This window comes from Cellulomonas phragmiteti (genome assembly GCF_016862775.1).
In the GTDB taxonomy this organism is placed as follows: Bacteria; Actinomycetota; Actinomycetes; order Actinomycetales; family Cellulomonadaceae; genus Cellulomonas; species Cellulomonas phragmiteti.
Genome location: NZ_BONP01000009.1, coordinates 138,349 through 150,128, shown reverse-complemented (window position 1 = coordinate 150,128; position 11,780 = coordinate 138,349). Strand labels below are relative to the sequence as shown.

The 11,780-nt window shown below is 75.5% G+C and carries 14 protein-coding genes; 4 read left to right on the top strand and 10 right to left on the bottom strand.

Translation table 11 applies throughout. The features are described from left to right. Positions 1-2: 2 nt before the first annotated feature. The 7 genes from Cph01nite_RS09745 to Cph01nite_RS09715 form a co-directional block, all read right to left on the bottom strand. Complete coding sequence (locus Cph01nite_RS09745; RefSeq protein WP_239069168.1) at positions 3-461, bottom strand: pilus assembly protein TadG-related protein; 459 nt, start codon at positions 459-461, stop codon at positions 3-5. Then, positions 458-937, bottom strand: coding sequence for a pilus assembly protein (locus Cph01nite_RS09740; RefSeq protein ID WP_239069167.1), 480 nt, complete (start codon positions 935-937; stop codon positions 458-460). Before Cph01nite_RS09740 ends, Cph01nite_RS09745 begins: the two co-directional genes overlap by 4 nt. Then, positions 934-1,404: a TadE/TadG family type IV pilus assembly protein gene (locus Cph01nite_RS09735; protein WP_373307557.1), complete on the bottom strand. Its 471-nt coding sequence runs from the start codon at positions 1,402-1,404 to the stop codon at positions 934-936. Before Cph01nite_RS09735 ends, Cph01nite_RS09740 begins: the two co-directional genes overlap by 4 nt. Then, on the bottom strand, positions 1,326-1,532 hold the full coding sequence (locus Cph01nite_RS09730) for a hypothetical protein (protein ID WP_203673648.1): 207 nt from the start codon (positions 1,530-1,532) through the stop codon (positions 1,326-1,328). The genes Cph01nite_RS09735 and Cph01nite_RS09730 overlap by 79 nt, the downstream gene beginning before the upstream one ends. Before the next feature lie 63 nt (positions 1,533-1,595). After that, on the bottom strand, positions 1,596-2,525 hold the full coding sequence (locus Cph01nite_RS09725; RefSeq protein WP_203673646.1) for a type II secretion system F family protein: 930 nt from the start codon (positions 2,523-2,525) through the stop codon (positions 1,596-1,598). Then, positions 2,522-3,382, bottom strand: coding sequence for a type II secretion system F family protein (locus Cph01nite_RS09720; RefSeq protein ID WP_203673644.1), 861 nt, complete (start codon positions 3,380-3,382; stop codon positions 2,522-2,524). Before Cph01nite_RS09720 ends, Cph01nite_RS09725 begins: the two co-directional genes overlap by 4 nt. Before the next feature lie 3 nt (positions 3,383-3,385). After that, the gene (locus tag Cph01nite_RS09715) at positions 3,386-4,609 is read right to left on the bottom strand and encodes a TadA family conjugal transfer-associated ATPase (protein ID WP_203673708.1); all 1,224 of its coding nucleotides are present in this window, start codon (positions 4,607-4,609) and stop codon (positions 3,386-3,388) included. A 191-nt stretch (positions 4,610-4,800) separates the two neighbouring features. On the opposite strand from Cph01nite_RS09715, the gene Cph01nite_RS09710 reads away from it, so the two are divergent. Together Cph01nite_RS09710 and Cph01nite_RS09705 are read left to right on the top strand one after the other, a co-directional pair. Then, the gene (locus Cph01nite_RS09710; RefSeq protein ID WP_203673642.1) at positions 4,801-5,106 is read left to right on the top strand and encodes an Rdx family protein; all 306 of its coding nucleotides are present in this window, start codon (positions 4,801-4,803) and stop codon (positions 5,104-5,106) included. A 9-nt stretch (positions 5,107-5,115) separates the two neighbouring features. Then, entirely contained in the window at positions 5,116-6,024 is a 909-nt protein-coding gene (locus Cph01nite_RS09705) for an aldose 1-epimerase family protein (protein WP_203673640.1), read from the top strand. A gap of 42 nt (positions 6,025-6,066) precedes the next feature. Here the strand turns inward: Cph01nite_RS09705 and Cph01nite_RS09700 are convergent, their stop codons facing one another. The 3 genes from Cph01nite_RS09700 to Cph01nite_RS09690 form a co-directional block, all read right to left on the bottom strand. Then, positions 6,067-6,849, bottom strand: a complete 783-nt coding sequence (locus Cph01nite_RS09700; RefSeq protein WP_203673638.1) for a M15 family metallopeptidase — start codon at positions 6,847-6,849, stop codon at positions 6,067-6,069. A 312-nt stretch (positions 6,850-7,161) separates the two neighbouring features. Further along, a complete protein-coding gene (locus Cph01nite_RS09695; protein WP_203673636.1) occupies positions 7,162-8,205 on the bottom strand; it encodes a hemolysin family protein in 1,044 nt (347 codons plus the stop codon). Further along, on the bottom strand, positions 8,205-9,524 hold the full coding sequence (locus tag Cph01nite_RS09690) for a hemolysin family protein (RefSeq protein ID WP_203673634.1): 1,320 nt from the start codon (positions 9,522-9,524) through the stop codon (positions 8,205-8,207). The genes Cph01nite_RS09695 and Cph01nite_RS09690 overlap by 1 nt, the downstream gene beginning before the upstream one ends. Positions 9,525-9,781: 257 nt before the next feature. On the opposite strand from Cph01nite_RS09690, the gene Cph01nite_RS09685 reads away from it, so the two are divergent. Together Cph01nite_RS09685 and Cph01nite_RS09680 are read left to right on the top strand one after the other, a co-directional pair. Continuing rightward, positions 9,782-10,534 carry a response regulator transcription factor gene (locus Cph01nite_RS09685; protein ID WP_203673632.1) on the top strand — a complete coding sequence of 251 codons (753 nt, stop codon included), beginning with the start codon at positions 9,782-9,784 and terminating at the stop codon, positions 10,532-10,534. Beyond that, a complete protein-coding gene (locus Cph01nite_RS09680; RefSeq protein ID WP_203673630.1) occupies positions 10,531-11,649 on the top strand; it encodes a sensor histidine kinase in 1,119 nt (372 codons plus the stop codon). Before Cph01nite_RS09685 ends, Cph01nite_RS09680 begins: the two co-directional genes overlap by 4 nt. Positions 11,650-11,780 lie beyond the last annotated feature (131 nt).

The following is an 11,780-nucleotide window of genomic DNA, read 5'->3' as shown; positions in this document are numbered from 1 at the left end:
GCTCACGACGCACGGGCGACGCCGCGGACCTCCAGCTCGATCCCGTCGCTCCACGGCTCCAGCACCCAGGTGATCAGGGGTGGGCGCGTCACCGCCCCCAGCCGGACGACCGCGGTACGCCCGTCGGGCGTGGTGGCCTCGAGCACCCGGACCCCGTCCCAGCGTGCGGCCGGCTCCGGGTGGTCGCGGACGTACTGCTCGACGGCCGCCCGGACGGTCGCGTCCGTCAGGGGCACGCCCGCGCCGCCGCGCTCCTCGGCCGAGCCGAAGTACCGCGCGCTCACCTGGTCGGCGGCCGAGAGCGCCGCCAGGTCCGCCACCGCGAGCAGGCGCTTGCGGTCGAGGTGCACGCCCGTCGCGGCGGTGACGACCAGCACCAGCAGGATCGCGACCACCGCGAACCCCAACGAGAGGATCATCACCTGGCCGTCGTCCCGAGCGGCCCGCGCGGGGAGCCTCACCGTGCCACCCGGTAGGTGTCGACGGGCGCGACACGCTGGGCGCTGACGGGCACCTCGAGCGGCACCACGTCCCCCACGAACGTCGGCACGAACGGCAGCGGGACCCGCACCTGCACCGTCGCGGCGACCTCGGCACCCGGGGTCAGGCACGGGTCCGCCGAGCAGCGCACGTCGAGCGCACGGGCCGGGTCGTCGTCGAAGCCCTGGTCGGCCAGCGCCACGCCCACCGCCGTCACGGCGCGCTGGGTCCCCTGCTGCGCGTCGTCCGCGGCGACGTACACACGCGCGGCCTCGCGTGCCGCGCCCTCGACCGCGAACGTCGCGGCCTGGATGCGGCCGAGCACGAGCACGAGGTAGACGGTCGGCACGAGCAGCACCAGCGAGACGCCGAGGAACTCGACGAGCGCGCTGCCCGCCTCGGCCGGCCCTGTGCGTGCGCGCAGCCGGTCGCGCACCCGTCGGGCGACGCCGCTCACGGCCACTCCACCGGCGCGTGCCCGTCGAGCTCCATGACGCCGCCGGGCCCGAGCAGCCCGACCACGGGCAGCGGCACCCGCACGGTGACCTCGACGAGGGCGAGCCCGGCGGCGTCGACGCGGCGGGCCGTGACGTCCTGCGCGTACCGCTCGGCGAGCGACGACCGCAGGAGGTCGACGGTGCGCTCGACCCCGTCGGCCGGCGTGCGGCCGACCTGGGCGGCGTGCCGCGCGCCCTCCGCCGCGGCGTCGACGCAGGTGTTGCGCACGTGCTGGACGATCGCGAGCTGCAGCACGGAGGCGAACAGGACGACGACGAGCCCACCGACGAGCGTGAAGTCGACGATCGCCGACCCCCGGTCGCCGCCGGGGCGCCGCGCCGCGGGCCTCAGCCCCCGGACCGCGGGCTCACCTGCGTGACCGCGTCGACGAACAGCCGCTGCAGCGCCTCCCCCGCGACGAACCACAGCACGGAGACGAGCCCGGCGGTCATCAGCGTGACCAGCACCCACCCGGGCACGTCGCCACGGTCCCGGTCGGCGTCCGCCGCCACCCGCTGCGCGAGCGCGCACCACGTCCGAGTCAAGAACCCCATCGTCGACCTCCGTCGTCGTGCGGGGTGCGCCGGTCGGCGCCCCCGCGTGCGTCGGGGACGGGCTCACAGCCCGACCCGTAGGACCACCGCGCTGGGGAAGACGGCGAACAGGACGGTCACCGGGAGGATGAGGAACACCACCGGGACCATCATGAGCACCTCCTTGCGCCCGCCGGTCTGCATGAGTGCCCGCCGGCCCTCCTCGCGCACGTCCTGCGCCTGGGCGCGCAGCACGTCGGCCAGCGGGGAGCCGCGCTCGACCGCCACCGCGACACCCTCGGCGAACCTCGCCAGGGCGGGGATCCCCGTCCGGTCGGCCAGCGCCTGGAGGGCAGCGGTCAGGGGCGCCCCGGCACGGGCGTCGGCCAGCGTGCGGGCCAGCTCGTCGGCCAGCTCGCCGTGCGTCTGGCGCACGACGCGCTCCAGCGCGCCGGTCGCGCCCTCGCCCGCGCTGACGGCCAGTGCGAGCAGCTCGGTGATCGTGGGCATCTGGGCGAGCAGGCGCGCCTCGCGCCGGGCGACCTGGCGGCCCAGCGCCCAGTCGGGGGCGAGCGCTCCGAGGAAGCCGACGACGAGCACCAGGGCGACCAGCGGGACGAGGGCCCCGCCACGTGTCGCCGCGAGCAGGACCGCCACGAGCAGCCCCAGCGCCAGCCCGACGACCCCGCACACCACCTGCTGCGCGCGGAACTGCTCCACGGTCTCGGACCGTCCCGCGCGCACCAGGCGCTGCCGCAGCTCGCCCGCGGGCGAGCCGATGCGCGCCATCAGCCGGACCCCGTCGGCGAGGAACGGGGCGACGAGCCGCTCGACCGTGCCCCAGGGCCCGCGCACCACCTCGACCCGCAGCAACGAGGACGTGCCCCGGGTCCGCAGGTACGGCCCGACGCGCTGCTCGAGCGTGATCCGGCGGGCCCGCAGCCGCAGCACCACCAGGGCCAGGCCGGACCCACCGAGCAGCCCGATGAGGGCGCCGGTGACCGCGGGGCTCACCGCAGCACCCGCGGGTCGTCGGGGAGGCGGGCGACCCGGATCATGAGCCGGTAGGCCACGACCGTGCTCGCGGCACCCGCGAGCAGCACGAGCGCGCCCGCCGGCGAGTCGTACGCGCGGATGGCCTCCGGACGGGTCGAGAGCATCGCGAGGACCACCCACGGTGCCGCGACCGCGAGCCGGGCCGCGTACACGGTCCAGCTCTGCCGGGCCTCGATCTCGCCGCGCGTGCGCAGGTCGTCACGCAGGAACGAGGACAGCGTGCGCAGCAGGCGCCCCAGGTCGGTGCCGCCGACGTCACGGGTGAGCCGCAGCGCCTCGATGATCCGGTCGGCCACCGGGTCCGCGAGCCGGTCCTTGAGCGCGTCCAGGCTGTCCGTGAAACGGCCCGTGGCCCGGTAGTCCTCGGCGAACGCGCGAAACGGTGCCCGCAGCTCCGTCGGGCCGCGGTCGCCGAGCTGGGCGACCGCCTCGGGCAGCGACAGCCCGGCGCGCACCCCGGAGGCGAGGTGGTCGACCACGTCGGGCCACAGCTCGCGGGTACCGGCGAGCCGCCGGCGGGCACGGCCGCGCACGAGGGTCCACGGCGCCGTCGCGGCGAAGGCCCCGAAGCACAGGCTGACCGCGGGCACCGGGACGACGAGGAAGGACACCGCCGCCACGACGAGCCCGGCGAGCCCGCTGACCGCCACGAGACCCCCCGGGGTCACACCCGTCACCTCGGCCTGCGTCAACGTGTCGTGCACGCGCGCCGCCCAGCCGTCCCGGCGCCCCTCGACGACCACGGGGACGGGCCACCACGCCCACCACACGCACGCGAGCCCGGCCCCGAGCAGGAGCCCCACGACGACGCCCACGCCTCAGGCCTGCCGCAGCATCGCGACGACGTCCACCCCGGCGCGGGCGAACCGCTCGGGGTGCGGGGGGAAGCCGTCGCCCCGCACGAGCACGCCGCCGCGCGTCGTGAACAGGTCGGCCGTCTCGACGACGCCCGCCTCGACCCGGCCGGGCACCGCGACGATCTCGCGTGTGCGACGACGCCCCCGGGCGTCGAGCTCGAGGTGGACGACGAGGTCGACCGACGCGGCCACCGTCGGCACGACGAACCGGTCGGAGATGTTCTCGCCCGCGAGCAGCGGCAGCGTGCACAGCTTCACCAGCGCCTCGCGCGCCGAGCTCGCGTGGATCGTGCACATCGCCGGGACGCCGCTGTTCAGCGCGATGAGCAGGTCCAGCGCCTCGGCCTCGCGCACCTCGCCGACCAGCAGCCGGTCCGGCCGCATGCGCAGCGCCTCCTTGACCAGGCGCCGCAGCGTGATCTCGCCCGTGCCCTCGAGGTTGGCCTGGCGCGTCTGCATCGCGACCCAGTCGCGGACGGCGGGCCGCAGCTCGAAGACCTCCTCGCAGCTGATGACCCGCTCGCGCGGGGGCACCGCACCGGCGAGGGCGTTGAGCATCGTCGTCTTGCCCGCCTGGGTCGCCCCCGAGACCAGCACGTTGAGCCCGACGCGGACCGCGGCCTGCAGGAACGCCGCCGCCTGCGGCGTCAGCGAGCCGAGGCCGACCATGTCCTCCATGCTCGTCGCGCGCACGACGTACTTGCGGATGTTGACCGACCAGTGCCGGCGCGTGACGTCCGGGATCACCGCGTGCAGGCGCTCGCCCCCGGGCAGCGACGCGTCGACGAACGGGCTCGACAGGTCCAGCCGCCGGCCCGAGACCTTGAGCATCTGCTCGACGAGGTCGCGCACCTGCGCCTCGGTGAGGATCGTCGTGGTCAGCTCGGGCTCGCCCCGCCGCGCGACGAAGACCTGGGAGGGCGAGTTGATCCAGATCTCCTCGACCTCGTCGTCGTCGAGGTAGCGCTGCAGCGGCCCCAGCCCGGCGACGGCGTCCACGACGGCCTTGTGCGCGGCGGCCGTGTCGGCGAGCGGGGGGACCGAGCCGATGAGCGAGCGCTCGTCGTAGTCGGCCATCACGGCGTGCACGAGCGCGACGACACCGGCACGGTCCCGGACGGGGTCGACCCCGCGGCGGCGGATGAGCTCGCGGACCTCGCTCTCGAGGATCGCCACGCCGTCCACGTCCACCCCGCTCCCTGTGCGCACCGACGCCCGATGTCGGGTTCGTCCGTTTCCGGGAGTGACGGTAGGGCATCGGCGGGGCGCGTGTGGCGCGTCGTCCACAGGACAGAACGGACGGGTGACACCCGTCACCCGTCGGGCCCTGCCCCGCACCCGCCCCCCGGGCCGCGGGCGTGCGGGAGACTGCGACCATGAGCGCCGACGCCCCGCGACCCCGCGTCACCATCACCTACTGCACGCAGTGCCGGTGGCTCCTGCGGGCCGCGTGGTTCGCTCAGGAGCTGCTCACCACGTTCCACCGCGAGCTCGGGGAGGTCGCGCTGCGCCCGGCCACCGGGGGCGTCTTCACGGTCGAGGTCGACGGGGAGACGGTCTGGGACCGCGCCGAGCGCCGGGGCTTCCCCGAGGTCACCACGCTCAAGCAGCTCGTCCGCGACCGCGTCGCCCCCGGCAAGCCGCTCGGCCACTCGGACGCCACCGCCGCAGCACCCGACTAGGTTGGGAGCGTGAACACGCCCCCACCCACGGGCGACCAGCACGTGCTCCGGCACGACGACCAGGTCGCCGTCATCACGTCCGTCGCCGCCAGCCTGCGCGAGTACCGCGTGGGCGACCGCGACGTGGTCCTGCCGTTCGCGGCCGACACGATCGCCCCGGCCTTCTCCGGAGCCGTGCTCGCGCCGTGGCCCAACCGCCTGCGCGACGCGACCTACCGGTTCCGCGACGTCACCTACGAGGTGCCGCTGACGGAGCACGAGCGCCTCACGGCCCTGCACGGCCTGGTGGCGTACGCGCGGTTCGCACCCGTCGCCGTGGCACCCGACGCCGTGACGCTGCGCCACGACCTCGTGCCGATGCCGGGCTACCCCTGGCCGCTGCGCCTCGACGTGACCTACACGCTCGCGGACGACGGCCTGACGGTCGCGGTCGTGGCGACGAACCTCGGCGCCACCGTGGCGCCCTACGGCGTGGGGTTCCACCCCTGGCTGTCCCCCGGCCCCGGTCCCGTCGACGCGTGCACGCTGCGGCTGGACGCCGCGCGGCGCGTCACGGTGGACGAGCGGCTGCTGCCCACGGGCACCCAGGCGGTCACCGGCAGCTTCGACCTGCGCGCGGGCCGGGCGCTCGCGGGCGTGGCCCTCGACGACGCGTGGGTCGACGTGACCCCGGACGACGACGGCCTGACGTGGGCCGAGCTCACGGGAGCCGACGGCCGCACGGTCGCGGTGTGGGCGGACGCGACGCTGCCGGCGTGGCAGGTGTGCACCGGCGACGGCATCCCCGGCATCGAGCGGCGCGGGGTCGCCGTCGAGCCCATGACGTGCGTCGCCGACGCCTTCCGCACCGGCGACCTGCTGATCGAGCTCGACCCGGCGGCGTCGCACGAGGTCCGCTGGGGCCTGACGCTGCGCTGACTCCGCGACCGGCGGGTCCGCTGCGGCGGGCCCGCCGGTGCGTCAGCCGTAGTACTCGCCGTCGGCCTTGACGCCCTTGGTGTACTCCCAGTGCCACGGCTCGTACGGCCCGGAGCCGCCGCGGACGGCCCAGTTCGGCTGCTCCCACCCGAAGGTGGGGCCGTTGTCGTTGAGCCAGGTCCAGCGGGCGCCCGACGTCTGGATGGAGCAGAAGTCCATCGCCAGGCCCCAGCCGTGGTTGCTCTTGCCCGGCGTGGCGGCGAGGCCGCCCTTCTGCGCCTTGACCGCCTTCTGCTGCGCCAGCGTGCGGTAGCCCGAGCTCAGGCACAGGTCGGTGCCGAACCGCGCGACGTGCGCCTCGTTGAGCTCGGCGAGCGCGACGGCGGCGTCGGCGCGCATCTGCGTGCGCCCGTCCCACAGCGTGCACAGGTCCTTGGTGGCCAGCAGGCCGTTCTCGCCGGCGGCACGCACGGAGCCGTCGCACCCGGGCAGCGCCGACCGCTCGGCGTCGCGCGAGACGTCCGCCAGGGCGCGCACCCGCGACGTGCCGTCGGCGGGCACCAGCGGCGTGGGCGGCAGGTCGGACAGCGGCAGCTGCGTCAGTGCGGCGACCGTCGACGGCAGGTTCGGGTCGGCGGTGACGGGGCCGACGTGGATCTCACCGTCCGCGACGCCCTGCGACACGGGGACGACGACCGTCACGGAGACGAGAGCGGCCAGCACCCCGGCGCGGCCGAGCACCGTGGTGGACCGGCGGCGCGGGGCGGGCTCCACGGCGTCCGGCGTGACGAGGCCGCGTGCGACCCGGGTGTGGGCGACGGGCACGGGGGCGGCGTCGGGGGCAGGCCTCGACGGCCGGGCCCGGCGCGCGCGTGTCGTCGGCTCCGCTCGGTGGGATCCCACGACACCTCCGCTCCACTCGACCCGCTCGTCATCGGTCCCCCCGATGCGGTCACGAAACCATAACGGCACCCGGGCGGGTCTCCAAGACCCGATCACGTCACAGACCGGTAGCGATCTGGACGCTTCGCCCGACACGCCGCGGGACACGCCGCGTGTTCACGCCTCCTCCACACTCCGGACCACAACCACGGAGCCACGACGAGCGTCTGGGTGCGCCCTGCACCTCGGCGACGGTCACCGCAGCTGACCCCGCTGCATCGCGTCGCGGACCTCGCCGACCAGCTCCTCCAGGATGTCCTCGAGGAAGACCACCCCGATGGTGCGACCGTCGTCGTCGACCCGCGCCAGGTGCGACCCGGACCTCTGCATGGCCGCGAGCGCGGTCTCCACCTCGTCCTGCGGCGCCACCACCGCGAGCGAGCGCACGCGCCACGACGGCACGGGCACCGTGCGGGACGCCTCGTCGGCGTAGAGCACGTCCTTGATGTGCAGGTAGCCCGTCGGGCGGCCCTGCGGGTCGACGACGACGAACCGGCTGAACCCCGTGCGGGCCACCAGGTGCTCGATCCCGTCGGGGGTGCTGGTGGCGTCGACCGTCACGAGGTCGTCCACCGGCACCATGACCTCCGCGGCCGTCCGGTCGGAGAACTCGATCGCCCCCGCGAGCAGACCCTGCTCGTCGGCCAGCAGGCCCTCGGCCTGCGACCGCTCGACGATCGACTGGACCTCCTGCGCCGTGAACGCGGACGCGACCTCGTCCTGCGGCTCGACGCGGAACGCCCGCAGGACGTGGTTGGCGAGCCAGTTGAGCGCGACGATGACGGGCCGCACGAGGCGCGCCACCCAGACCAGCGGCGGGCCGAACAGCAGCACCGCACGGTCCGGGCCGGACACGGCGAGGTTCTTGGGCACCATCTCGCCCAGCACCACGTGCAGGTAGACGACGACGAGCAGCGCGACGACGAACGCGATGGGGTGCGTGAGCGCCGCCGGGACGCCCAGGGCGTGCAGCGGCGCCTCGATGAGGTGGGCGATCGCCGGCTCGGCGACCAGGCCGAGGCTCGTCGAGCACACCGTGATGCCGAGCTGCGCAGCCGCGAGCATGAGCGAGACGTGCTCCATCGCCCACAGCACGGTGATCGCGCGGCGGTCGCCCGCCTCCGCGAGCGGCTCCATCGCCGAGCGGCGGGCGGACATGAGCGCGAACTCGGCGCCGACGAAGAACGCGTTGGCGGCGAGCAGCACCACCGCGAGGACCAGGGCGAGGGTGCTGTCCATCACGCCTCACCCCCGTCGTCGGCGGGGACCTCGCTGACGAGCACCCGCTCGACGCGACGCCCGTCCATGCGCTCGACCCGCAGCCGGACCCGGCCCTCGACGACCTCGTCACCCTCGACCGGGACCCGCCCGAGGCGCGCCATGAGCAGCCCGCCGACGGTCTCCCACGGGCCGTCGTCCGGCACGCGCAGCGCCGTCGCCTCGCGCAGCTCGTCGGGCCGGGTCACGCCGGGCAGCACCCACGAGCCGTCGGCCCGCCGGGCGAGCGGCCCGCGCGTGCGGTCGTGCTCGTCGGCCACCTCGCCGACCAGCTCCTCGACGACGTCCTCGAGCGTGACGGCGCCGGCGGTGCCGCCGTACTCGTCGACGACGACGGCCATCTGCAGGCCCTGCGCGCGCAGGTCGACGAGGAGGGGGCCCAGGTGCACGGTCTCGGGCACGCGCGGGGCCGTCACCATCAGCGCCGCCGCGGGGACCTCGCCGCGCCGGTCGTGCGGCACGGCCATGGCCTTGCGCAGGTGGACGAGCCCGACGACGTCGTCCACGGAGTCCCCGATGACCGGGAACCGGGAGTGCCCGGTCTGGCGGGCCAGGGTCATGACGTCGGCCGCGGAGTCGTCCCGACGCACGACGACCAGCCGGGTGCGGTCCGTCATGACGTCGACGGCCGTCAGGGTGGTGAAGTCGATCGAGTTGGTCAGCAGCGTCGCCGTGGCCTGGTCGAGCGTGCCCTGCGCGGCGGAGCGGCGCACCAGGGACGCGAGCTCGGCCGGCGACCGCGCGCCCGACAGCTCCTCGCGCGGCTCGACGCCGACGCGACGCAGCAGGGCGTTGGCGGTGCCGTTGGTCACGGCGATCACGGGCCGCAGCGCCGTCGTGAACCCGACCTGCAGGGGCGAGACGACCCGCGCGGTCCCCAAGGGGCGCGCGATCGCGAAGTTCTTGGGCACGAGCTCCCCGAACAGCATGGAGAAGCCGTTGACCAGGACGAGCGCCAGCACGACGGCGATCACCCCGGCCAGGGTGCCGCGCGCGCCCGCACCCTCGAGCGGCGCGCCCAGCAGGCGCACGACGGCGGGCTGCGTGGTGTACCCGAGCAGCACGGTGGTGACGGTGATCCCGACCTGCGCCCCGGACAGCTGGGTCGACAGGCGGCGCAGGGCGCTCAGCACCGCGCGCCCGCGGGTGTCCTGCGCATCGGCGCGGCGCTCGACGAGGCCGGGGTCGAGCGTGACGAGGGAGAACTCCGCGGCGACGAAGACCGCGGTCCCGGCGGTGAGCAGCACGCCGAGGCCGACGAGCAGCCAGTCGCTCAGCACGGTGCCACCGCGACGCGGGTCCGGGCGCTCGGGGGGCACGACGCAGCGGCGGGGGACGAGGAGGGGGGGCCGGCGTGCTCGCGTCCGACGGGGACGGGGCCCGCGTCGTCGCTCGCGCGAGGGCGGCGGTGACGGGGCGGGACGCGATGCCGGCAGCGACTTGAGCTGCTCATGGTGGCGACATCCTACGGACAGCCGCCCCGGCGTGCCGAGCGGCCGCCGGGCCCGGTCACGGGTCCGTGTGCCACGCTGGCCCCATGGTCACCACCGTGTCGCGCCCGGGCGCCACCACCGTGCTCGTCGTGGAGGACGAGCCGACGATCGCCCAGGCCATCGTGCACCGTCTCACCGCCGAGGGCTGGACCGTCGAGGCCGTCGGCGACGGCCATGCGGGCGTCGCCGCCGCGGCGCGCCTGCAGCCCGACGTCGTCGTGCTCGACGTCATGCTCCCGGGCATCGACGGGCTGGAGGTGTGCCGGCAGATCCAGGCCGAGCGCCCCGTGCCCGTCCTCATGCTCACCGCCCGCGACGACGAGACCGACATGCTCGTGGGTCTCGGCGTCGGCGCCGACGACTACATGACCAAGCCCTTCTCGATGCGTGAGCTCGTCGCGCGGACCAAGGTGCTGCTGCGGCGCACCGAGCGGGCCGCGCGTGCCGCCGAGCTGGCGACCGTGCAGCAGCCCGACCCGCCGCTGGTCGTGGGTGACGTGACGATCGACAGCGCGCAGCGCCGCGTGCAGCGCGCCGGCACCGAGGTGCACCTGACGCCGACGGAGTTCGACCTGCTGCTGACGCTCGCGACGTCGCCGCGGACCGTGCTGACCCGCGAGCGCCTGCTCGCGGACGTCTGGGACTGGGTCGACGCGAGCGGCACCCGGACCGTCGACTCCCACATCAAGGCGCTGCGCCGCAAGCTGGGGCCGGACCTCATCCGGACCGTCCACGGCGTCGGCTACGCGTACGAGCCGGCCGACGACGCCGCGGGCGAGGCGCCCGCCGGCTCGTGACGGCCTCCCCGGAACCGCCCGCCCGGCACGCCCGGGGGGACGCCGAGCGCTGGCGGCTGCCGGACGTGCGGCCGCTGGACCCGCTGCGCAGCATCAAGATGAAGCTCGGCGTGCTGGTCGCCGCGACGGTCACGCTCGCCGCGTTCGTCATCTGGGTCGGCTACGGCCAGGCGCTCGGGCCCAGCCGCACGCTGCCGCTGGCGATCGCGCTGTCCCTCGTCGTCACCCAGGTGCTCGCCCGCGGCATGACCTCGCCGCTGCGGGAGATGACGGAGGCTGCCCGGGCGATGGCAGGCGGGGACTACAGCCGGCGCGTGCGCTCGACGAGCCGGGACGAGGTCGGTCAGCTCGCGGAGGCGTTCAACACCATGGCGGACGACCTCGAGCAGCTCGACACCTTCCGCCGTGAGCTCGTGGCGAACGTGTCGCACGAGCTGCGCACCCCGGTCACCGCCCTGCAGGCCCAGCTCGAGAACATGGTCGACGGCGTCAGCGAGCCGGACCCGGCCACCCTGGCGGTCGCGCTCGCCCAGACGGAGCGGCTCTCGCGCCTCGTGTCGTCGCTGCTCGACCTGTCCCGGGTCGAGGCCGGTGCGATGGCCCTGCGTGTGGAGGACGTCCACCTCGGCGACCTCCTGCGGCAGGCCGCCGACGAGGCGTCCCTGGTCGGGGCGGACAAGCGGCTGCGCTTCCCGGTCGACGTCGAGCCCGCCGACCTGACGGTGCCCGCCGACCCGGAGCGGCTGCACCAGGTGGTCGCGAACCTCCTGCAGAACGCCGCACGGCACTCGCCCCCGGACGACGAGGTGCGCGTCCTGGCACGCACCGACGGCTCGGAGGTGCTGATCGACGTCGTGGACCACGGCCCGGGCATCGCGCAGGACCAGCGTGCGCACGTCTTCGAGCGCTTCGTCCGCGGCAACACCCCCGCCCTGACCGGCCAGGGGTCGACGGGGGGGACGGGGCTCGGGCTGGCGATCGTCCGCTGGGCGGTGGAGCTGCACGGCGGGTCGGTGGTCGTGGCCGACGCCTCGCCCGGCTGCACGATGCGGGTGCGGCTGCCCGCGTCTCGCGCGGCCGTCCCCGGCCCGCGCGTCAGGTCCGGTCGTCGGTGACGCGGCCGGCGGGGTCCGGGCTCCGGGGGTGCGCCCGACCCGGCCTTGAGCCCCGGCGCAGGAGGCCTTGAGGGGTCGTTGACCCCGGGTCGGTGACGGGGTGAAGACGCTGCGCAGATCACGGCCGACGG

What these genes read in the sequence shown, in the direction of transcription:
- Cph01nite_RS09730 (WP_203673648.1), bottom strand. Translation starts at nt 1,532, where the DNA reads ATGGGGTTCTTGACTCGGACGTGGTGCGCGCTCGCGCAGCGGGTGGCG.
- Cph01nite_RS09710 (WP_203673642.1), top strand. Translation starts at nt 4,801, where the DNA reads ATGAGCGCCGACGCCCCGCGACCCCGCGTCACCATCACCTACTGCACG.
- Cph01nite_RS09695 (WP_203673636.1), bottom strand. Translation starts at nt 8,205, where the DNA reads ATGGACAGCACCCTCGCCCTGGTCCTCGCGGTGGTGCTGCTCGCCGCC.
- Cph01nite_RS09685 (WP_203673632.1), top strand. Translation starts at nt 9,782, where the DNA reads ATGGTCACCACCGTGTCGCGCCCGGGCGCCACCACCGTGCTCGTCGTG.